The 19,932-nt window shown below is 62.9% G+C and carries 24 protein-coding genes; 7 read left to right on the top strand and 17 right to left on the bottom strand.

Annotated features, from left to right (window positions below; genetic code table 11):
• Positions 1 to 12 precede the first annotated feature (12 nt).
• The 15 genes from ACN9MW_RS06285 to ACN9MW_RS06215 form a co-directional block, all read right to left on the bottom strand.
• Positions 13 to 585, bottom strand: a complete 573-nt coding sequence (locus tag ACN9MW_RS06285; RefSeq protein WP_426168722.1) for a hypothetical protein — start codon at positions 583 to 585, stop codon at positions 13 to 15.
• On the bottom strand, positions 582 to 1,577 hold the full coding sequence (locus ACN9MW_RS06280; protein WP_426168720.1) for an NAD(P)H-dependent flavin oxidoreductase: 996 nt from the start codon (positions 1,575 to 1,577) through the stop codon (positions 582 to 584). Before ACN9MW_RS06280 ends, ACN9MW_RS06285 begins: the two co-directional genes overlap by 4 nt.
• Positions 1,568 to 1,951, bottom strand: coding sequence for a VOC family protein (locus tag ACN9MW_RS06275; RefSeq protein WP_426168717.1), 384 nt, complete (start codon positions 1,949 to 1,951; stop codon positions 1,568 to 1,570). The genes ACN9MW_RS06280 and ACN9MW_RS06275 overlap by 10 nt, the downstream gene beginning before the upstream one ends.
• A 33-nt stretch (positions 1,952 to 1,984) precedes the next feature.
• Positions 1,985 to 2,629, bottom strand: a complete 645-nt coding sequence (locus ACN9MW_RS06270) for a glutathione S-transferase family protein (RefSeq protein WP_426168714.1) — start codon at positions 2,627 to 2,629, stop codon at positions 1,985 to 1,987.
• Positions 2,630 to 2,648: 19 nt separating this feature from the next.
• The gene (locus tag ACN9MW_RS06265) at positions 2,649 to 3,404 is read right to left on the bottom strand and encodes an Imm10 family immunity protein (RefSeq protein ID WP_426168711.1); all 756 of its coding nucleotides are present in this window, start codon (positions 3,402 to 3,404) and stop codon (positions 2,649 to 2,651) included.
• 23 nt (positions 3,405 to 3,427) lie between these two features.
• The gene (locus ACN9MW_RS06260; protein ID WP_426168708.1) at positions 3,428 to 3,820 is read right to left on the bottom strand and encodes a VOC family protein; all 393 of its coding nucleotides are present in this window, start codon (positions 3,818 to 3,820) and stop codon (positions 3,428 to 3,430) included.
• Between the two features lie 108 nt (positions 3,821 to 3,928).
• Positions 3,929 to 4,345, bottom strand: a complete 417-nt coding sequence (locus tag ACN9MW_RS06255) for a hypothetical protein (RefSeq protein WP_426168706.1) — start codon at positions 4,343 to 4,345, stop codon at positions 3,929 to 3,931.
• Between the two features lie 194 nt (positions 4,346 to 4,539).
• Positions 4,540 to 4,797, bottom strand: coding sequence for a BTH_I0359 family protein (locus ACN9MW_RS06250; protein ID WP_055928525.1), 258 nt, complete (start codon positions 4,795 to 4,797; stop codon positions 4,540 to 4,542).
• Positions 4,798 to 4,851: 54 nt separating this feature from the next.
• A complete protein-coding gene (locus ACN9MW_RS06245; RefSeq protein WP_307143689.1) occupies positions 4,852 to 4,980 on the bottom strand; it encodes a hypothetical protein in 129 nt (42 codons plus the stop codon).
• 236 nt (positions 4,981 to 5,216) lie between these two features.
• Positions 5,217 to 5,930: a response regulator gene (locus ACN9MW_RS06240; protein WP_426168703.1), complete on the bottom strand. Its 714-nt coding sequence runs from the start codon at positions 5,928 to 5,930 to the stop codon at positions 5,217 to 5,219.
• A 100-nt stretch (positions 5,931 to 6,030) separates the two neighbouring features.
• The gene (locus tag ACN9MW_RS06235) at positions 6,031 to 8,316 is read right to left on the bottom strand and encodes an ATP-binding protein (RefSeq protein WP_426168700.1); all 2,286 of its coding nucleotides are present in this window, start codon (positions 8,314 to 8,316) and stop codon (positions 6,031 to 6,033) included.
• Entirely contained in the window at positions 8,317 to 8,850 is a 534-nt protein-coding gene (locus ACN9MW_RS06230; protein ID WP_426168697.1) for a DUF4390 domain-containing protein, read from the bottom strand.
• A gap of 64 nt (positions 8,851 to 8,914) precedes the next feature.
• The gene (gene rsmB, locus ACN9MW_RS06225; RefSeq protein WP_426172124.1) at positions 8,915 to 10,264 is read right to left on the bottom strand and encodes a 16S rRNA (cytosine(967)-C(5))-methyltransferase RsmB; all 1,350 of its coding nucleotides are present in this window, start codon (positions 10,262 to 10,264) and stop codon (positions 8,915 to 8,917) included.
• A 723-nt stretch (positions 10,265 to 10,987) separates the two neighbouring features.
• Positions 10,988 to 11,278, bottom strand: coding sequence for a type II toxin-antitoxin system RelE/ParE family toxin (locus tag ACN9MW_RS06220; RefSeq protein ID WP_426168695.1), 291 nt, complete (start codon positions 11,276 to 11,278; stop codon positions 10,988 to 10,990).
• Positions 11,279 to 11,506: an addiction module protein gene (locus ACN9MW_RS06215; protein WP_426168693.1), complete on the bottom strand. Its 228-nt coding sequence runs from the start codon at positions 11,504 to 11,506 to the stop codon at positions 11,279 to 11,281. It lies immediately after the preceding gene.
• 133 nt (positions 11,507 to 11,639) lie between these two features.
• Between ACN9MW_RS06215 and argS the strand changes: the two genes are divergently transcribed.
• Genes argS through ACN9MW_RS06180 form a run of 7 tightly spaced genes read left to right on the top strand, consistent with a single transcriptional unit; the run spans position 11,640 to position 17,822 of the window.
• On the top strand, positions 11,640 to 13,349 hold the full coding sequence (gene argS / locus ACN9MW_RS06210) for an arginine--tRNA ligase (RefSeq protein WP_426168690.1): 1,710 nt from the start codon (positions 11,640 to 11,642) through the stop codon (positions 13,347 to 13,349).
• A gap of 7 nt (positions 13,350 to 13,356) precedes the next feature.
• Complete coding sequence (locus ACN9MW_RS06205; RefSeq protein WP_426168687.1) at positions 13,357 to 14,073, top strand: SPOR domain-containing protein; 717 nt, start codon at positions 13,357 to 13,359, stop codon at positions 14,071 to 14,073.
• 14 nt (positions 14,074 to 14,087) lie between these two features.
• Positions 14,088 to 14,756, top strand: coding sequence for a thiol:disulfide interchange protein DsbA/DsbL (locus ACN9MW_RS06200; RefSeq protein WP_426168684.1), 669 nt, complete (start codon positions 14,088 to 14,090; stop codon positions 14,754 to 14,756).
• A gap of 4 nt (positions 14,757 to 14,760) precedes the next feature.
• Positions 14,761 to 15,534 (top strand): SDR family oxidoreductase, encoded by a 774-nt coding sequence (locus ACN9MW_RS06195; protein ID WP_426168682.1) that lies wholly within the window; start codon positions 14,761 to 14,763, stop codon positions 15,532 to 15,534.
• Complete coding sequence (locus ACN9MW_RS06190; RefSeq protein WP_426168679.1) at positions 15,531 to 16,343, top strand: biotin--[acetyl-CoA-carboxylase] ligase; 813 nt, start codon at positions 15,531 to 15,533, stop codon at positions 16,341 to 16,343. Before ACN9MW_RS06195 ends, ACN9MW_RS06190 begins: the two co-directional genes overlap by 4 nt.
• Complete coding sequence (locus ACN9MW_RS06185; RefSeq protein ID WP_426168676.1) at positions 16,340 to 17,113, top strand: type III pantothenate kinase; 774 nt, start codon at positions 16,340 to 16,342, stop codon at positions 17,111 to 17,113. The genes ACN9MW_RS06190 and ACN9MW_RS06185 overlap by 4 nt, the downstream gene beginning before the upstream one ends.
• A 16-nt stretch (positions 17,114 to 17,129) precedes the next feature.
• On the top strand, positions 17,130 to 17,822 hold the full coding sequence (locus ACN9MW_RS06180; RefSeq protein WP_426168674.1) for an SPOR domain-containing protein: 693 nt from the start codon (positions 17,130 to 17,132) through the stop codon (positions 17,820 to 17,822).
• Here the strand turns inward: ACN9MW_RS06180 and ACN9MW_RS06175 are convergent.
• Complete coding sequence (locus tag ACN9MW_RS06175; RefSeq protein WP_426168672.1) at positions 17,809 to 18,813, bottom strand: septal ring lytic transglycosylase RlpA family protein; 1,005 nt, start codon at positions 18,811 to 18,813, stop codon at positions 17,809 to 17,811. The two genes, ACN9MW_RS06180 and ACN9MW_RS06175, sit on opposite strands and share 14 nt — an antisense overlap.
• A complete protein-coding gene (gene rodA / locus ACN9MW_RS06170; RefSeq protein WP_426168669.1) occupies positions 18,810 to 19,925 on the bottom strand; it encodes a rod shape-determining protein RodA in 1,116 nt (371 codons plus the stop codon). Before rodA ends, ACN9MW_RS06175 begins: the two co-directional genes overlap by 4 nt.
• Between the last annotated feature and the right edge of the window lie 7 nt (positions 19,926 to 19,932).

The following is a 19,932-nucleotide window of genomic DNA, read 5'->3' as shown; positions in this document are numbered from 1 at the left end:
ACCGCGAAGGAATTAGTTGATGCCATTGACTAGGCAAATACCAACGAAAATCACTGAACCACCTAAGGCCAATAACGACGGTCCCCTCTGATCGAATGGCGCGACACGACGCGCAATGGCGCCAGCCGTAACGAAGCCAAAAAATATGACGCAATCGAAAATCATGACAAGAAGCGCCAGTGCCAGGCCGCCCTGTTCCAGCGTGAGCACGGCATGCAAGAGCGCCAATGCGGACAATCCCAGGGTAAATGAAATGATCGAACTTGCGATCTGCGATAGCCGCTCTTCAAGATGAGCTACCAAGGCCTCAAGCCGAGGCAATGGAAAGCCAAAGCTCCGAAACAACGTTGACGCTGCCGCAATCGCTATCAAGCCAACGAATACCAGCGTGAACGCATTGAACGACACGAAATCGGAAAAAAGCTCTGTTGGCCACGCCTTTCCTGTGGCAACGCCAAGCGTTTTGAGCTTGAACTGCCAGAGCATTAGTAGTCCGACCACTACTCCGCAGGTTCCGAAAAAAAAGATGGCTTTTCTAATTTCGGTAACGAGGCGGCCTGCGATCAATTTGAAATCGGTCATCATAATGGCGGGGCCAGGGTCGGCGTCAAATCAGCATGTTTGCACAGTAAGGTGGTCGCTTGTATAACCATCTTCTGAATGATCTCTGCGGCCGGTGGCGCATCCAGGATGATGCCGGAAACCTCCCCCATCAGTACGCCGGAATTGTCGGCGTCGCCCTTCCTGAACGCATCCCAGAACCGCTCGAACTCGACATCGATTGATTTCTCCAGTTCGCGCTCGCGCCCATGCCATGCCGAGACAAAATCATTCTTCAGCACTCGGACCACGAATTCCGAGTTAGGCCAGTAACGCTTGCGCACCACGTCGACCGAGTTGGACTTGATCGTAGCGTCGCCATCGGCACGAATGATCGCTTGCCGGAAGCCTTCCGGCGCCTCCGATTCGGCCGCCGCGATGAAACGGGTGCCAACCAGGACACCGTCCGCGCCGAGCATCAGCGCTGCCGCGAGCCCTCGCCCGTCACCGACTCCGCCGGCCGCTACCAGCACCGTTTCTGGCGCATGCTTTGCCAGGTAATCGGCCGCTTCAGGCACCAGCGTGAACAAGCCTCGATGGCCGCTATGGCCGCCCGCCTCGCAGCCCTCGGCCACGATGATGTCGGCGCCGGCGTCGACGGCCTCGCGCAGGTACTTCATGCCTTGCACTTGGCAGATCAGCGGGATGCCGCGCGCTTTGATGATCGAGGCGTGCGGCTCCAGCTCGCCGAACGACAGCATCAGAGCGGCCGGCCGTTTGGCCAGGACCTGCTCGAGCAACGTCGAATCCCGCGCCATCGACCACGTAATGAACCCACAGCCGACGCGCGCACCACCCGCTGCCGCGAATTGCCGCTCGATCCACTCGGCATCGCCATAGCCAGCGCCGATGATGCCCAGGCCGCCGGCATTGGTTACCGCCGCCGCCAGCCTGCCGCCGGCCATGACGCCCATTGGCGCCAGCAGGATCGGATGCTTGATCCCGAGCCTTTCCGTAAGCCTGGTCTTCAGTCCCATGCGCTCACCATGACGTAGTAGCCATCCGGATCGCGCAGCGCGAATTCCCTCGTGCCGGTGCTTGGGTTGACGCTGACATCTTCTTCGAGGTTCGCCACCAGGCCGCGCGCCCTTGCCAGCGCCTCGTCGAAATCGTCTACGCGGAAGAATAGCAACAGCCCATTGCCGGGCTGCGAATCGCCCGGGCTTGCCAGCGTGGGGTGGTCATGCGATCCCCACTGGTGCAAGCAGAGCAGAACCGTGCCATCGGGGTCGCGTACCTGCCCAAAGAATTCGTGGGCCGGTGCGGTCTTTGGCTGGCCAAACAAAGTCTGGTACCAGTTGAAGCTATGAGCGACATCGGCGACGCCGATGATTGTCCAGGTGCGTTTCATAGATCCTCCCGCGAGTTTCTAACGCGTATTTGCCTAGTCTGACGGAAAACGCCGCTCCCAAAGCGCCTTCAAACGAGAATCCTCGTCGACGCGCTTGACCACTGGAGTCATGTTTGGCGCCTCTTGATAGAAACGCTCACGCCATGGACCGAAGCGCGAAATCACAGCCACGAAGAGATCGAGTACGCTCAAGGTATCGCCCAGCAAGTACTTGGAAGGGCGAAGTTGCGCGTCCATGGTACGCCAGCAGAAAGCTATGCGCTCATGGATTGAGTCTACTACATCATCCCTGGCGCTTTGCGGTGCGCCAATCCTGCTCACATCCGGCTTGATCCAGTGCAGTGAGTAGATTGCTGACGAGACGAAAAACATCCAGCGCAGGAATTGCGCACGCAAAGGATCATGTGGGCCCGGCGCCAACCTCGCGCCCGGGTGAGCGTCAGCCAGCCAAAGCAGGATGGCCGCGCTCTCTGTAAGCGTCTCGCCACTCGGCAACACCAGAGTCGGAACTTGCCGCAGCGCGTTTTGCCCTCCAACACGCTTCCGCGCTGCTGCCGATGACCAGGTTTCCCCTTCTATTACCAGGAATGGAATGTCAAGCAGCTCCAGGGCGGCTTCAACGGCGACTGAACCGGAAGCCGCAGCTCCATACAAGACGAATTGCTGGTTATTGGTCATGGCAGTCTGATGGTGGTGCCTACAGTACTTCGACTCGCCCATGCTCCACTATGTGCGCCAAGGCAGACGACACTAACGCGAGCTCCGCCTTGGACAGGCTAAAGGAAACGACAATCCCGGATAATCCGATGCGCACCGCAGCGTCGGAAGTGAACTGGAATTTCACTGCATCCGGCAGCACCTGCACCTTTTCAACACCACCGTAACATCCCTTCGACTGGCCCCCCAGTTCAATATAGTGCACGTTGAGTCCGCGCTCACCCAGCACGTTCTCGACATCGCGCTGGACCAGGAAATAGTCCCCGTGCGCGGGGCCGCCAAATGCGACTGTCCAGATTCCATCGACTGGCGCGGCTGAAACTTCCGAGGCAAAGAAATTGAAGCTCTGCACCGGCGACAAGGTATGCGCGTCGCGTGAAAGATGCCACTGGCCGTCGGGGAGCTTGCGGTAAATTGTCATTCGCTGTCCGGCAAGCAGGGTTGCATTGCCACCGGCGCGCGGCGTCACGCTCAAGTGGTCTGCGCTGCGCGTGTAGGCAAAATCGTCCGCTACGACCAGCTCTTTCAGTTCGCTGCCGCAGGCGATGCGAAACTCTTGATGGGCCGCAGTGAACTTGGCTGAAAAACCTTCCCTGCCAATAGGCGCCTCGCCCGGATTGAGGAAGACGACGTCCTCGGTCATGATGGCAAGCAGGCTGGAAAGGTCCGCCGCATTGGCTGCCTCGACCCACTTCGCGTGCACCGCGCGGATTGCGTTTTCTTCGGCTGCCATCATTTGTCTCCGTAGCGCACTGCTTTTCAGGCCTCGTCGGAAGAATCGAAATTCAGCTCTACCCCATTTCCAGCTGGATCGGTGAGGAAAATCTGGACCTGCTGCGTTGCCGGAACAAGGGCCACGCGGTACCGGATGCCTCGCAAGGCCAACGCCCTCTCATACGCAGGGCGATCACGACAACGAAAGGCTGCGTGGTCAAATGTGCCCGACGGCTGCGTCGGCCTGACTTCCTCCGGCCCGGCTTCCGACAGGTGCAAAACGGCATGTCCGCCAGCGTAAAGCCAATAGCCAAAGCTGCGCAATGGAGGTCGCTGGCCAACGGTCAAGCCGACTACGTCGCAGTAGAAGTCGCGCAGTTCATCAAGCAATGCTCGCGGTGCACGCAGGTTGTAGTGACTGAATCCGAGGGCGCTCATGGTTATGCGTTCTGGCAGTATGTTCAGGGGAGTGTCAGCGGGAATCATACTCCCACATCATTCCCGCCGCGGGGATCAGGCGTGGAAGTACGCTGCGTGCCGCAGCACTTAACGGGGTGAGCTCTCGAGCAGAACCTGCCCTGTATCGCTGGTCGAGCTGGCGGTAACGCGCGCCGCCCCGAGACTATCTTTCAGGCCTGCCACCAGATTTCGGTAGAGCACAACGCCGGCCTCGCCAAACGGTTTGGGGCCGCTGAAGAAAATATTTACTTGATAAGTCTCCTGGTCCGAATCCAACGGGATGCCGACCATGTATTCTTCGGGAATCCTGGTAGAGAAAATCCTGAAGTGCGGAGTACGCGCTGGATTAAGCTGCTCCGTGAACCCTAGCCGCTGGAGTTCAGGGAGTACAGTCGCAGGCATTCCTGGCGCTGCATCGGTGAGGGCGATGCGGATCGACGCTGTGGACAGTGCGGATTTCTCTTGCGCGCAGCCGCTGAATATCAACGCACCTACGAGAATCAAGCAGCGAAGCTTGAGAACGATCGTTGGAGTTGTAGAACGCAATTACTGGCCCAAGTGTGAAGAAAATGTCGAATTGACATTTTTCCAAATTCTATCACGGGGCTTTTGAATCGATTCAGCAGAGGAAACGGGCAGCGCTGGCATGGCTGCCCATGGTGGAGCAAGGGAGCGCTCCACGGAGGATGCAAAAGAACTTAGTGCAGCAGCACCGGTTGACTCATCAGTGCTTCATAGTTGCCCAGGAAATCATCGATCTCCTCGATGGTGGGCTCGCTGGCAATCAATTCGTTAACGTCGCGGCGGAAGTTCTGCGCCATGACCCCGGCAATGAAGATTTCGCGCTTGCCGCCTTTGTCGACGATCTCGTAGCCGCCGAAGCGCAAGGCTTCCAGGCTGCGGTCTGCGCCAAATTCGACAACACTGTATTGCTCGCTGTTGTAAATGAGGTTCATATGGCTTCCTTCACGTTTCGTTTCCAAACCGAGATGGGGCTGTCATAGCCATTTTCAAGCGTTCAGTACCGGCTCCAGGCGCAGCAGGGCGTCGTAAGGGGCCGTGGCAAGCATGGCGCGCAGGCTATCCACGTGAGTGGCATCCGCCAGGCTGATAAAGAGCTGCGCCGGGGGACGGCGCAAGAGACGATTCAATGTAACACGTAAGACAAGATTACCGGCGCAGCATAGGCAGCCGGGGGCGATGCGGTGTACCTGCGGCTGCCATGCCGTCGGGTCACTTTCATCATACACCAATGGAGAATGTGCGTCGGCCAAACCTTCAAGGATGATGGCCGTGGCGTGGCCAGGCGACAAAACGGCCGCAATCGCGTTTTCACGTGCTGCGGCCGTCGGGCCTGTTACCAGCGTAGTCGGAATCAAGCCTGGTTTTTCTTCGACAGCTTGCCGGGCTCCACGCCCAGTTGCTTGAGCTTGCGGTACAGGTGGGTGCGCTCCAGTCCCGTCTTCTCGGCCACGCGGGTCATGCTGCCGCCTTCGCGGCCCAGGTGGTGTTCGAAGTACATGCGCTCGAACGCGTCGCGCGCTTCGCGCAGCGGCAGGTCGAACGACAGGTTGAAGATCGGGTTGTCGCCGTTGACGGCGCGTGCCATGCCCAGGTTGTGGGTCACCGGTTGCTGCGCCACCTGCGCCTGGCCGAAACTGCTTTCCTCGACCGGCGCCGGCATCACCGGGCGGGTCGTCATGACCGGTGCGCGCACCGCTTCCTGTGCGCGGCTCAGGCCGGCCTGCACGGCCTTCAGCAGCTTCTGCATCGCAATCGGCTTTTCCAGGAAATTCATGGCGCCGATGCGGGTTGCCTCCACCGCGGTATCAATGGTCGCGTGACCCGACATCATGATGACCGGCATGGTCAGCAAGCCATCGCGCTGCCATTCCTTGAGCAGCGTAACGCCGTCCGTGTCCGGCATCCAGATGTCGAGCAAGACCAGGTCGGGCGCCCCGGCGGCGCGCGCCTGGCGCGCCTGCTGGGCGTTCTCCGCCAGCGTGACCGCATGACCTTCGTCGCCCAGGATTTCCGAGAGCAGCTCCCGAATGCCCATTTCATCATCAACTACGAGAATGTTTGCCATGTATCCCTTGCCCCTTCCCTCATTTTTATCGCTCTCTACGCAGGCATTCTATACCTGTCGGCGCGACAATGATTTTATTGGTACAACAATATTATGCCAACTACACCGACGCCAACTTTAACAGCAAAATCAGCACCGACGCACCACTACTATCGTCACGGTTCTGGATATCGATCCGCCCCCCGTGTTCCTCGATAATCTTTTTCACCATCGCCAGGCCCAGGCCCGTGCCCTTTGCCTTCGACGTCACGTACGGTTCGAACGCATTGGCCAGGATTTTCGGCGCGAAACCGGGGCCATTGTCGGAGATTGAGAGGCGCACTGCAATACGCGTGCCGCCGTCCGCACTCTGGTAGATGATGCCCTCCGTGACCACGTCGATGCGCGGCCTGGCGTCGGCAGGAGGATGCTCCTGCAGCGCGTCCTGCGCATTTTGCAGCAGGTTGTGGATCACCTGGCGCAATTGTGTGTCGTCGCCCAGGATCATGGGCAGGGCCGGCGCCAGGTTGGCGTGGATGATGTCGTCGCCCTCCCCGCTCACGTACAGGTGCAGGATGTCCTCGACCAGGGTGTTCAGGTCGAGGGGCTGCAGCACGGCGGGCGGGGTGCGGGCGTAATCGCGGAAGTCGTCGACCATGCGTTTCATGGCGGCGACCTGGTTGACGATGGTGGTGGAGGCTTTGTTGAGCAATTCCACATCGGGGCCCGCCAGCTTGGATTCAAGCTTCATTTGCAGGCGTTCGGCCGACAGCTGGATAGGCGTCAGCGGGTTTTTGATTTCATGGGCCAGGCGGCGCGCCACCTCGCCCCAGGCAATCGAGCGCTGGGCCGAGATCACGTCGGTGATATCGTCGAACACGACGATGTAGCCGATGCCCGTTTCCAGCGGCAGGCGCGAGCCGCGCGTCAGCAGGATCAGTTCATTTTCTTCGGCGCTGCCGGGCGGGCGCGGAATCTCGATCTGGCGCTGCCAGTGCAGGCGCTGCAGGTTGCGGCCGGCCGCGGTCTGCGCCGACTGCGCCGAGAAGGCGTTGATGATGGCGGCGGCGAACTCCTGCATGCCCTCCACCTCGGCCAGCGGCTGCCCGATCAGGGTCACGCCGGCGTGCTGCAGGATGCGCTCGACCGAGTCGTTGCAGGTGACCAGGCGGAATTCTGAATCCAGCACCATCACCCCTGCCGACATATTGGCCAGCACCGATTCCAGGTGGGCCTTGGCGTTTTGCAGCGCAATGCGGTTGCGTTCCACAGCGCTGCGCGCCTCGGACAACTGGCGCGTCATGGTGTTGAACGATTGGGTCAGCGTGCCCAGTTCGTCCGAGCTGGCCACGATGGGGCGCGGCGACAGGTCGCCTTCGGCCACGGCGCGGGTGCCTTCGGCCAGCAGCAGCAGCGGCTGCGCCAGGTCGTTTGCGATCAGGAAGGCGGCGGCGATGGCGCCAAACACTGCCAGCAGCAGCGTCAGCGTCAGCGTTTCGATATACATCTTGCGCAGGCCGACGCGGGCCACGAAGCGCTCCTTGTATTCGGAGAAGGCGGTACGCAGCATTTCGCCGTTGCTGGCCAGCTTTTGCGGCACGGCCTGGATGATCTGCAGGTAGCGCGGCGCCAGGTGGGCGCCGGACGGTTGCACCGGATCGGGAATCGCCATCAGCACGCGCAGGCGCAGCACGCTGTTGGCGTCGAGCGGCGCCGGCTGCGGCGCGCCGATGCGGTCGTCGCGCAGCTCGCCGCCGCCTTCGTAGGCGGCATAGGAAGGTTCGTCCTTGGCCTTGTTCAGCATTGCGGCCGAAGGCAGGTCGGCCGACAGGTTGATGCGGCGCTCGCCCATGGCCGACACGATCAGGCCGCCGTCGGCGTCGACGATGATGGCGCTCTGGGTGCCTGGATGGCGGCGCACGAAGCGCGCCAGCGTGGCCGGGGCGGCGTAGAACGGGTCTTCGGCCAGCTGGCGCACGGTGCCGCGCGCCTGCGCTTCCAGTTCGGCCAGCGATTCATCCAGCGCAGAGCGGCCCAGGTCCAGGCCGGCGTCCAGCGCCTCTTCCACGCGCACGTTGAACCAGGAATCGATGGAATGCGACACGAACTGCACCGACACCAGGAAGATCACCAGGCCGGGCAAGACGCCGATGGCGGCAAACAGCACCACCAGCCTGGTCATCAGGCGCGATCCGAACTTGCCGCTCTTGTAGCGCGAATAAAGGCGGAACAGGGAGAACCCGACCAGCAGCACCAGCGCCACCGCGACGGAGGCGTTCAGGCCCAGCAGCCAGCCGTAATAGCGGTCGAAGAAGGCGGAATTATCGGAGGCGGAGGCGAGCAGGAACAGCAATATGCTGCATGTCGCGCCAGCGACGACAAACAAGTACCGGAGGGCAGACGTCACTTACTCGGCCCTGTACTGGAAGGTTTTTTTGCTGGACGAGAGTCGCCACTCGCTGTTATTGAAGGCGTTGACCTGGATCGGTTTGGGCAGGAAATCCTTGTCCATGCCCATGCGCAGGGTCACGTTATACGTTTCGCCCACCTTCAGGGCGCCGCGCGGCGCGACTACCCAGCGGGTAGGCCGGCGGATGAAAAACAGAGCTTCGTCCAGCGTCTGGAAAGGCTGGGCAACGGAACCGACGATCTTCACGTAGTACTGGCGTATCAGGACGTCGTACCACAGCTTGTGGGTGCGCTTGGCAGTGACGGCTTTTTCGTCGAACCAGTACCAGCGCGGGCGGGTAAAGCTGATTTCCGTGGTGAAGTGCAGCGGGACGCCCGACTGCACGGTTTCTTCCATCCCGTGGCTCAGCTCGAAGGAATAGGCCGAGGACAGGCGATACCCCTCTTCCGCCGCCTCGATATAGGCGCGCGTAATCTCCACCGTCTCGTCGGAGGCGTGGGCAGCCTGCGGCAACGCGCACGCAAGCGTCAACAGCAACTGCCAGCAAAGGAGTCGAAGAAATCTTTGGATCACTTGCCTGGTGCTCGTCAAAGGGTTACGCATCTTTCTGGAACAATGCGTAGAACAAACCATCGTGATCCTGCCCGGCGCCGCCCAGAGGCAGCAATTGGCCCGGCGCATCGAGGCGGGTGGCGCGGTTGCGCACCGCGAAAGCGGCCGCCTGCGCCTCGGACTCCTGCGGCCACAACGAACATGTCACGAACAGCAATTTACCATTGGGGGCGAGCATTTTCCAAAGGTTGTCGAGAATTTGCGACGAAAGTGTTGCAAGTTGACGGGTGTCGCTCTTGCGGCGCAACCAGCGGATATCCGGGTGGCGGCGCACGATGCCGGAGGCGGTGCAAGGCACGTCGGCCAGGATGCGGTCGAATGGCTGGCCGTCCCACCACGCGTCGGCCTGGGCTTCTGCCGGCTGGAGCGTTGCCTGCAATTGCAGGCGGTCGAGATTTTCCTGGACGCGCTGCAGGCGCTTTGGATCGGCGTCCAATGCTATCAAATTGACATCAGCCAGTTCGAGGATGTGGCAAGTCTTGCCGCCCGGGGCGGCGCAGGCGTCCAGCACGCGCATGCCGGCTTGCACGTCCAGCAAAGGCGCGGCCAGCTGGGCGCCGGCGTCCTGCACCGATACGTCGCCCTGGTCGAAGCCCGGGATCTGGTATACCGGCACCGGCTTGGCCAGGCGCACCGCGAATTCGCCGACCTGGGTCGCTTCGATGCCCTGCGCGGCCAGGCGCTCCAGGTAGTCCTTGAGCGAAGTACGGCGGGTATTCACGCGCAGCGTCAGCGGCGGCGCCTTGTTACCGGCGGCCAGTACCTGCTCCCAGTTCTTCGGGTAGGCGGTGATGACGGAGTCGATCCACCATTGCGGGTAGTTATATTGTGCTTCCGGCTGCTGCAGGGCTTCGTCCAGCAGTTCCTCTTTTTCACGCAGGAAGCGGCGCAGCAGGGCATTGACCATGTTTTTCGCGCGCGCGGTGTCCGGGTGGGAGCCGGCGGCCGTTACGGCCTGGTCGACGACCGTGAAGGCTTCGTACGGGGCCGGGCTGCCGTCGGCCGGGTGCATCAGCGGCAGGGCGATGGAAAGCAGCGACTGGACCAGCGGGTCCGGGGCTTTCGGCGCCATCAGGCCGATCAGGATTTCGCTCAGTGCCAGTTGGCGCATGGCGCGGTAGGCGATGTCCTGGATCGCGCCGCGCGCTTGCGGGATGGCGCCGTTGTTTGCGAATACGGCTGCCAGGGCCTGCGGCAATGCCGTGCCCTGCTGGACCTGCACTGCCGCAGTCGCTGCGCCCAGGATCGCAAAGGCCAGCGAGTCCTGTTTCAGTTCGGACTGGAAGTCGGTCTGTACGCGAGGTTTCAGGTCGCGATGGTGGCTTTCGCGGATGGCCGGCTTGGCTGGCGCACGTGGCGCCGGTGCGTCTTCTCCACGAGCCGCAGGCTTGCGGGCTGCCCAAGGCGAGCCGGAACCTGCACCTTCGCCGCCGGCCGAACGGCCAAAATCACGCTGTGGGCGATCCGAACGCGAATCGTTGCGGAAATCGGCGCCTTCGCGCCTGCCGAAACCACGCTGGACTCCTTCGCCACGGCCTTCATTGCGGCTGTTTTCGCCGCCTGAGCGCGTGCCAAAGCTGCGCTGGCCACGGTCGTCGCGGCCCTCGCCGCGGTTTTCCCGGTCCGAACGCGGCGCGAAACTGCGCTGCTCGCGGTCGGCACGGCCTTCGCTGCGGCCTTCGCCACGATTTTCGCGGTCAGGGCGTGCTCCGAAGCCGCGCTGGGCCCCCTCGCCGCTCGGGCGCGGCGTATTGGCCCGTGGTGCTGATTCGCCGCGCGGCTGGCCAGCCGGACGCGGGCCGGCGGTACGCGGACGGTCCGAACCAGCGGAGCGCTGTCCGCCATCCCCCTGCGCACGAGGCGCCTTGGCCGCCGGTGCAGCCGGTTTAGCCTTGGGTTTGAGGGATAAAGTTGGGCGCTCTTTCTTAGTCATTGCAATCCTGTTATCGCGCCCGCCAGCCGGCGGCACGGCCGGGCGGCCGTATTCATCGCGGTAAATCTGTGAAAACCAAGATTGTAACCCGGGACAAGACCGACCTAAGCCATGAAACCGCCGTCATATGCGATCACGCCAATATCCCGGTTGCCGGGATTGATGTGCAATTGCGATGATCAGAATGCCATGTGACTCTGTCTTATCGAGCAATTCAAACGGAAAATTGCGGACCACTATCCTCCGGACAGATTCCGCAATGGGACACCCGGCGTCAGGAAATGCTTCTGCCAGCCGAACCGCGCGCTCCACGGCCCGAACAAACAACTTCCCTAAGCCGGGTCGACGCGCGTCGTAAAAATCAATATGGTCGAGGAGTTCCTTCCTCGCTGGCGCAAGGAAGCGAGCCGCCATTTAGCTCGCCTTTTTATATGCTTGCTTGAATACCTCTTCGGCCGGAATAGCGTCCAACTCGCCTCGTTCAAATGCTGCCAGACGGTTGTCAATTTCCGCCATCCAGTCCGGATGCAAAGAACCCCAGCCCTCATCGGGCAGCGAATCCAAAACCGCGCGCACCAGCCGGGCCCTGTCTTCGACGGGAAGGGCACAGGCCAATTCTTGCAATTCTGACAGCGAAAGCATTTGGAGTCTCCAGCCAATAAAAACCACAGCGTAACAGGACAATCAAGCCATCCACTGAGTCAAGTCAAGCAATAGAGGGAATGATACGCTTTTCAGTATAATGTCCCTCTTTCAGACGTTCCCGGCTATTCACATGCTCGCCCAACAAAAGCAAGAGATCATTTCCCTGTTCCAGGCCGCCCTCAAGCCTATCCTGGAAGGTTCCGACGTTAAAGCCAACGTGGTGCTGGAGCGCCCGCGCGACCCATCGCACGGCGACGTCGCCTGCAATATCGCCATGCAGCTGGCCAAGCAGCTCAAGATGAACCCGCGCGAGCTGGCGCAGAAGATCGTCGCCGCCCTGCAGGAAGACCCGGCCGGCAAGCACCTGGTCGCATCGGCCGACATCGCCGGCCCGGGCTTCATCAACCTGCGCGTCACCGACGCCGCCAAGCAGTCCGTGGTCAAGACCGTGCTGCAACAGGGCGCGACCTTCGGCCAGAGCGAATCGCTGGCCGGCAAGAACGTCATCATCGAATTCGTCTCCGCCAACCCGACCGGCCCGCTGCACGTAGGCCACGGCCGCCAGGCCGCCCTGGGCGACGCCCTGTCCTCGCTGTTCGAAGCGCAAGGCGCCAAGGTCACCCGCGAGTTCTATTACAACGACGCCGGCGTCCAGATCCAGACCCTGGCTACCTCGGTCCAGTGCCGCGCCAAGGGCTTCAAGCCGGGCGACGCGGAATGGCCTGAATCGGCCTACAACGGCGACTATATTGCCGATATCGCCGCCGATTTCCTGGCCAAAAAGACCGTTTCCGCCTCCGACGGCCAGCCCGTCACCGGCTCCGGCGACGTGGAAGACATCGAGAACATCCGCGCCTTCGCCGTGACCTACCTGCGCAACGAGCAGGACATCGACCTGCAGGCCTTCGGCGTGAAGTTCGACAACTACTACCTGGAATCCTCGCTGTACTCCGACGGCAAGGTGGAAAAGGCCGTGGAAGCCCTGGTCGCCAACGGCCACACCTACGAAGACGGCGGCGCGCTGTGGCTGCGCACCACCGACTACGGCGACGACAAGGACCGCGTCATGCGCAAGACCGACGGCGGCTACACCTATTTCGTGCCGGACGTCGCCTACCACATCGTCAAGTTCCAGCGCGGCTTCACCCAGGCCATCAACGTGCAGGGCTCCGACCACCACGGCACCATCGCCCGCGTGCGCGCAGGCCTGCAGGCGGTCGGACTGGGCATTCCGCAAGGCTTCCCCGACTACGTGCTGCACAAGATGGTCACCGTGATGAAGGACGGCGCCGAGGTGAAGATCTCCAAGCGTGCCGGCTCCTACGTCACCGTGCGCGACCTGATCGAATGGTCCGGCGGCGGCGACATCACCAAGGGCCGCGATGCCGTGCGCTTCTTCCTGATCTCGCGCAAAGCCGACACCGAATTCGTGTTCGACGTCGACGTTGCCCTGAAAACTTCCGACGAAAACCCGGTCTACTACGTGCAGTACGCCCATGCGCGTATCTGCCGCATGCTGGAAAACTGGGGCGGCGACGAAGCCTCGGTCGCCAACGTCGACCTGTCGCCGCTGACCGCGCCGACCGAAGCGACCCTGCTGGCCGCCCTGGCGCAGTATCCGGAAGTGCTGGCCCGCGCCCAGGCGGAACTGGGCCCGCACCAGGTAGCCTTCTACCTGCGCGACCTGGCCGCCGCCCTGCACTCCTTCTACTTCGCCGAAAAGGTGCTAGTGGAAGACGAAGCGACCAAGCTGGCCCGCGTGGCCCTGATGGTCGCTACCCGCCAGGTGCTGCGCAACGGCCTGGCACTGATCGGTGTTTCTGCTCCTAACCAAATGTAAGGTCCACATGGCTTTTCGCTCCTCGCGCTTTTCTCCGCGTCTGCAACAAGGTAATACCTTGGTTGGCTTCATCATCGGCCTGGTCATCGGCCTGGTCATCGCCGTCGTCGTCGCCCTGAGCATCACCAAGGGCCAGACGCCGTTCACCGACAAGGCGCCGAAAAACGGCAAGCCGACCGATGAAGCATCCGGCCAGATCGCCGATCCGAACAAGCCGATGTACGGCAACAAGGATGCGGTGAAGAAGGCAAACAGCGAATTCGAGCGCGATAACGCGAAGCCAGCTCCAGCCGATGAACTGCAGAAGGTAGTGGACAACATCCAGGCGCAGGGCCATGCTCCGGCCAAGGCCCCGGCGGCAGCGCCAGCGGCTCCGGCACCGGCACCGGCGCCTGCCACCACTTCGCCCGCGGCCCCGCCGCCGGTCAACAGCGCGGCGCCACCGGCGCAGTCAGCCGCCCCGGCGCCTGCCCTGCCAGGCGAAGACAAATTCGTGTACTACCTGCAGGCCGGCGCCTTCCGCGAAGTCGGCGACGCCGAAAACACCCGCGCAAAGCTGGCCCTGCTGGGCTTCGAAGCGACGGTGTCCGACCGCGCCACCGACGCCGGCGTGTTGCACCGCGTGCGCATGGGTCCTTTCACCCAGGTGGAGGCCATGAACAAGGTGCGCGCCAAGCTATCTGAAAACGGCATCGATGTTGCCGTCGTCCGTAATCAAAAATAAGGGAAGTGCGAGCGATGAAACTGTTTAAGCAGATCCTGGCCGCGCTCTTGTGCGGCGTCGCGTTCGGCGCCATTGCCTCTCCGGCGGCGCCAGTGGCCGGCACCGATTACGTGGTGCTGCCAGAGCCGCAGCCGGTAGACACCGGCAAAAAGGTTGAAGTCATCGAGTTCTTCGCTTACTACTGCCCGCACTGCTATGTACTCGATCCGGCCATGGCCGCCTGGGTCAAGCGACAAGGCGACAACGTGGTGTTCAAGCGCATCCATGTGAGCCGCGGCCCGTCCGTGCTGCCGCAGCAGAAGCTGTTCTTCGCGCTGGAAGCCCTCGGCCTGGTGGAGCAGAACCATGCGAAAGTGTTCAACGCCATGCATGAACAGGGCAATTCCCTGCGCAACGACGCCGCGGTGATCGACTGGGCCGCCAGCAACGGCATCGACAAGACCAAATTTACCGAAGCCTATAACGGCTTTGGCGTAGCGGCCAAGGTGCGCCGCACGGAACGCATGATGGGCGATTACCGGGTCGACTACTGGCCGATGCTGATCGTCGATGGCAAGTACATGACCTCCCCTGCCGAAGCCAACAAGAGCATCAAGCCGGTGCCAAGCGAGGCCCAGCAGCACGCCAATGCGCTGACGGTACTGGATTTCCTGGTGGCCAAGGCAAAGGCGGAGAAGAAGTAAGACCTTGAAGCGCGTTTTCATCACCGGCGCCTCCAGCGGCATCGGCGCGGCACTGGCGGCGCAGTACGCCGCCCAAGGTTGCGTTCTCGGCCTGCTGGGACGCCGCGCGGAGGCGCTGCAGGCGCTTGCCGCTACCCTTCCCAATCCGGAGCGCCACCGCTGCTACGCGGCCGACGTCACCGACCATGCAGCGCTGCGCAGCGCTGCAGAAGCTTTCCTGGCCCATGCCGGCGGCTGCGACATCGTCATCGCCAGCGCAGGCATCTCGCACGGCACCATCACTGAACTGGCGGAAGACTTGCCGGTCTTCGAATCGATCATCGCCACCAACGTCACGGCCACGGTGGCGACGTTTTCGCCTTTCATCGCGCCGATGCGCGCGCAGGGCTCTCCGGCGCGCCTGGTTGGCATTGGCAGCGTTGCCGGTGTGCGCGGCCTGCCGGGCGGGGGCGCCTACAGCGCGTCCAAGGCCGCGGTACGGGTGTATTGCGAAGCGCTGCGGGTCGAATTGCGCGGCAGCGGGATCAAGGTGGTCACCATTGCGCCGGGATATATCGATACGCCGATGACGCAACAGAACAAATATCCGATGCCGTTCCTGATGCAGCCTGCCGATTTCGCGGCCGCCGCAGCGCGCAGCATCGAGCGAGGCGACAGCTACCGGGTCATTCCCTTCGGCGCAGGCATGATTGCGCGCTTGTTGCGCGCGCTGCCGAACTGGCTGTTCGACCGGGCTTTCGCCAAGGCGCCGCACAAGGCGCGCAAGGGCACAACATGAATGCAACACCGCTCGCTGCTGCGGCAATCCGTGCGCTGGTCGCCGACAGCGCATCCCACGTCGCCATTGAAGTGGTGGACGAAACCGGCTCGACCAACGCCGACTTGCTGGCGCGCGTGCCTTGCGCGGTGCAGACGGGGGCGGCCGCATTGAGCGGGCCCGTGCTGCGCGTGGCCGAGCGCCAGACCGCAGGCCGCGGACGCGCCGGCCGCAGCTGGCTCTCCGCGCCGGGCGCATCGCTGACGTTCTCCGTCGCCTGGCCGTTCCGCGCGCCGCTGCACCGCATGGTGGGCTTGCCGCTGGCTGTCGGCGTGGCGCTGGCCGAGACCGTGAATGGACTGGGCGTGCCCGTCCAGCTCAAATGGCCGAACGATATGCTGAAGGATGGCGCCAAGCTGGCCGGCATCCTGGTCGAAACCCAGGCTGCGCCGGATGGCACCATCTGGGCCGTCATCGGTTGCGGCATGAACCTGCTGATGCCGGACGAGATGGAGGCGGCCATCGGCCGCGAAGTATCCTCGGCCCCCTGGCTGGCGCAGATGGACCGCAATGCCTTGCTGGCGCAATTGCTCAGCCGCCTGTGTGCGGTGCTGGCGGAATTCGACGCTACCGGCTTTGCCGCCTTCACCGAACGCTGGAACGCGCTGCAGGCCTGGCGCGGGCAGCCGGTACGGCTGCTCGACCAGGGCGAAGTCCAGCAGGAAGGACTGGCCGCCGGCGTCGATGACCAGGGCCGCTTGCTGCTCGATACGCCGGCTGGCCGCGTGGCCGTGCTGTCGGGCGATGTTTCGCTGAGGCTTGCGCCATGAGCTACCAACTGCTGATCGATGCCGGCAACACCCGCATCAAATGGGCGCTCGTTGCCCCCGGCGCCGCCCTCGGCGACTGGCTGGTGCAAGGTGCGCACATGCATGCTGACGCCGCCGAGTTCCCGGCGGCACTGGCCGGTGCCCTTGCCGGTGCGCCCGCCGCGCCCGGCATCAGCCGCGTGCTGATCGCCAACGTGGCCGGCCAGTCCGTGCGCGACATGCTGGCCGGCTGGCTGTCCGCGCCGCAGCTGCAGCTCGATCCGCAAGCCATCGAATGGTTCGCCTCCATCCCGGAGCGCGCCGGCGTCCGCAATGCCTACCGTAATCCCGCGCAGCTTGGCTGCGACCGTTTCGCCGCGGCCATCGGCGCCCGCGCCCTGTGCCCGGGCAAAGCCATCGTGGTCGCCAATTGCGGTACGGCCACCACGATCGACGCGATCACCGCTGACGGCACTTTCCTGGGCGGCATGATCCTGCCGGGCCTGGGCCTGATGGCCACCTCGCTGGCCAGGAACACTGCCCAGCTACCGCAGATCAAGCCCGGCAAGCTGCCGGAAGGCTTCGCCGACAACACCGACGACGCCATCCTGTCCGGCTGCCTGGCCGCGCAAGCCGGTGCGATTGAACGCGCGTTCGAGCTGCACCAGGCCGTAGAATGTATTATTTCCGGCGGCGCCGCGCCTTACGTCGCGCCAGCGGTCCCCGTGCCGCACCGCCACGTCGAGAACATTGTGATGATTGGACTGCACGCTGCCTTGCGCAGCGCCTGACCCGTATGGAGCGCCCGTGCTGAAACTGATATTTGCCCTGCTGCTGGTCGCCAATGCCGCGCTGTATGCGTACGGCGAGGGCTACCTCGGCCAATTCAGCGGCAACGAGCATGAACCTGGACGCCTGCAAAAGCAGCAGAATGCCGACAAGCTTCAGTTGATCAGCGCCAGCAAGGCCGAAAGCGCGGTAGCAGCACTCGCCCCGCCACCGCCGGTACCGCGCGACGAGCCGGCCACCGTCGCCTGCGTGGAAGTGGGCAACTTCGCGCTGGACGAGGCGCGCAAGTTTGAAAACCGCCTGGCGCCGCTGGAACTGGGCGACCGCCAGCAGCGCCGCAACGTGGCCGAACAGGAAGTGTCGAGCTACATCGTGCACATCCCGCCGCAAGCCAGCCGCGCTGCCGCCGAAAAGAAGGCGGACGAGTTGCGTGAACTCGGCGTCACCAATTTCTTCATCCTGAACGATAGCTCGCCGCTGAGATGGGGTATCTCGCTGGGCGTATTCCGCACCGAGGCAGCCGCGCAGGCGCAACTGGCCGCGCTGGTCAAGCAAGGCGTGCAACCGGCCCGCGTGGCGCCGCGCTACACCAGCAGCAAGCAGGTGTACTTCCAGTTCCGCGACCTCAGCGAAGACGCCAGGACGCGCATCGCCAAGATCACCGCCAAGTTTCCCGAGCAGGAAACCCGTTCCTGCTCTAGCGCTCGATAACGATAGGCCTGAGCTTCAGGCTTGAAGGCAGCGCCTTGCCGGCTGCCTGCGCATCTTCGCGGCTCGCGTAAGGGCCGGCGAACAACCGGTAGAATTTTCCAGCCTGCTCGACGTCGAGCTTCAGGCTGGCGTCGCTTGCTTCCAGCCGCTTGCGCAGGCCGTCGGCGCCGTCCTCGCGTGCATAAGAACCCAGCTGCAGGTAGAAGCCCTGCTCGCCTGCACCGCCCAGCAACACCGGCCTGGCTTCGTCGCCATTGGAGGACGCCAGCATGGGCGCCGCCTTCGGCATGCTTTGCGGCGCCTGGGGCGTCGTCACCGAAGCGGTGGCCGCTGCGCTGCCGCCAGCCTTGCGCGCCGCGATCATGCGCTCGATCTCGGCCGGCGGCAGGTGCACCACTTCAAGCTGGCTCATGCCGTTGACCAGCAGGCCAAGCTTCAGCGCCGCCGTATAGGAAACGTCGATGATTCGGGTGGAGTGGAACGGCCCGCGGTCATTGATGCGCACCACCACCGAATTGCCGTTGGAGACATTGGTCACGCGTGCATAAGAAGGAATCGGCAGCGTCGGATGCGCCGCCGTCATCTTGTACATATCGTAGATCTCGCCGGACGAGGTGCGCTGGCCATGGAATTTCTTGCCATACCAGGTGCCCAGTCCGCGCTGCTTGAAGTCCGAGCCAAGCGGGATAGGCTTGTAGGTCTTGCCAAAGACGACGTAAGGACGATTGGAGTAAGGCGCGAGAGGATCGTTGCGCACCTCCGCATCAGGCGTCTCAAGCAAGCCCGATGGCGGGTTGTCGCCCGGGCCGTCGTCCTGGTAGTAGGCGCCGCGCCCGGAGCCGGCGGCCGGCAGCGCCGGAATGCCCGGTTGCGGCTTGGCCGTCACGGGCGGCGGCGGCTTGCGCGAAGTGGAGTCGGTCTGCGTGGTACCGCAAGCGGCCAGCAGTGCGGCTGCCGCAAGCGGCAGGAGTCGGATTGCGTGCTTCTTCAAGTTTGCACCAGCTTTCTATGTCGCTGGATCGACATCAGGATGCCCGATGCCAATCCGAGTGTCAGCAGCGCAGTGCCACCGTAGCTTATGAACGGCAGTGGCACGCCCACTACCGGAAGGATGCCGCTCACCATGCCCATGTTGACGAAGGCATAAGTGAAGAAAATCATCGTGATCGCGCCCGCCAGCAGGCGGGTAAACAGGTTCGGCGCGCCCGAGGCGATCATCAGCCCGCGGCCAATCAGCAGCAGGTAGAGGAACATCAGCACCAGGTTGCCGATCAGGCCAAACTCCTCGGAGAACACGGCGAAGATGAAGTCGGTGGTGCGCTCGGGAATGAACTCAAGGTGGGCCTGGGTGCCCTGCGTCCAGCCTTTGCCCGTCACGCCGCCGGAGCCGATGGCGATGGTCGACTGCAGGATGTGGAAGCCCTTGCCCAGAGGGTCGGACGTCGGGTCGATCAGCGTCATGATCCGCTCGCGCTGGTAATCGTGCATCATCGACCAGGCCACCGGCAGGCAGGCAGCGCCCATCACCACCAGAGCAAGAATGGCTTTCCACGCCAGGCCGGCCAGGAAAATCACACAGGCGCCCGCCGCCACCACCAGCAGCGCCGTGCCCAGGTCGGGCTGGCGCGCGATCAGGAACACCGGCACCAGCAGCAGTACCGCGCCCAGCGCATATGCATGCCAGCGCATATGTCCGTGGCGCTGCTGGAAGTACCAGGCCAGCATCAGCGGCACCGCGATCTTGGCAAATTCGGAAGGCTGGATCTGAACGAAACCCAGGTTGAGCCAGCGCCGCGCGCCCAGCTTGATGGTGCCAAACAAGGCCACCGCAAGCAACAGCGAAATCGTCACCACATAGGCCGGCAGCGCAACGCGCATCATGTTTTGCGGCGAAATATTCGCCACGAACCACATCACCAGGAAAGACATGGCGATGTTGCGCAACTGGTCTTCGATCTTGCCGGGAATGCCGATGCTGGCCGAATACAGTGCGACCAGGCTGGTCGCCAGCAGCAGGACGATGACCAGCATCAGCGGGCCATCGAATACCGTCACGTACGGACGCATGCGCCGCCACAGTGAACGCCTTTCATTGATTGGCATGCTGCCT

Source organism: Pseudoduganella sp. R-34 (assembly GCF_049904655.1).
Classification (GTDB): Bacteria; Pseudomonadota; Gammaproteobacteria; order Burkholderiales; family Burkholderiaceae_D; genus Rugamonas.
Note: the sequence above shows the minus strand (reverse complement) of the source record. Positions and strands in the feature narration are given on the sequence as shown.

Coding starts and splice junctions, on each gene's coding strand:
- ACN9MW_RS06240 (WP_426168703.1), bottom strand. CDS start 5,930: ATGGCAAACATTCTCGTAGTTGATGATGAAATGGGCATTCGGGAGCTG.
- ACN9MW_RS06200 (WP_426168684.1), top strand. CDS start 14,088: ATGAAACTGTTTAAGCAGATCCTGGCCGCGCTCTTGTGCGGCGTCGCG.
- ACN9MW_RS06250 (WP_055928525.1), bottom strand. CDS start 4,797: ATGAACCTCATTTACAACAGCGAGCAATACAGTGTTGTCGAATTTGGC.
- ACN9MW_RS06215 (WP_426168693.1), bottom strand. CDS start 11,506: ATGCTTTCGCTGTCAGAATTGCAAGAATTGGCCTGTGCCCTTCCCGTC.
- ACN9MW_RS06285 (WP_426168722.1), bottom strand. CDS start 585: ATGATGACCGATTTCAAATTGATCGCAGGCCGCCTCGTTACCGAAATT.
- ACN9MW_RS06260 (WP_426168708.1), bottom strand. CDS start 3,820: ATGAGCGCCCTCGGATTCAGTCACTACAACCTGCGTGCACCGCGAGCA.
- argS (WP_426168690.1), top strand. CDS start 11,640: ATGCTCGCCCAACAAAAGCAAGAGATCATTTCCCTGTTCCAGGCCGCC.
- ACN9MW_RS06280 (WP_426168720.1), bottom strand. CDS start 1,577: ATGGGACTGAAGACCAGGCTTACGGAAAGGCTCGGGATCAAGCATCCG.
- ACN9MW_RS06205 (WP_426168687.1), top strand. CDS start 13,357: ATGGCTTTTCGCTCCTCGCGCTTTTCTCCGCGTCTGCAACAAGGTAAT.
- ACN9MW_RS06185 (WP_426168676.1), top strand. CDS start 16,340: ATGAGCTACCAACTGCTGATCGATGCCGGCAACACCCGCATCAAATGG.
- ACN9MW_RS06265 (WP_426168711.1), bottom strand. CDS start 3,404: ATGATGGCAGCCGAAGAAAACGCAATCCGCGCGGTGCACGCGAAGTGG.
- ACN9MW_RS06190 (WP_426168679.1), top strand. CDS start 15,531: ATGAATGCAACACCGCTCGCTGCTGCGGCAATCCGTGCGCTGGTCGCC.
- ACN9MW_RS06270 (WP_426168714.1), bottom strand. CDS start 2,629: ATGACCAATAACCAGCAATTCGTCTTGTATGGAGCTGCGGCTTCCGGT.
- ACN9MW_RS06220 (WP_426168695.1), bottom strand. CDS start 11,278: ATGGCGGCTCGCTTCCTTGCGCCAGCGAGGAAGGAACTCCTCGACCAT.
- rodA (WP_426168669.1), bottom strand. CDS start 19,925: ATGCCAATCAATGAAAGGCGTTCACTGTGGCGGCGCATGCGTCCGTAC.
- ACN9MW_RS06275 (WP_426168717.1), bottom strand. CDS start 1,951: ATGAAACGCACCTGGACAATCATCGGCGTCGCCGATGTCGCTCATAGC.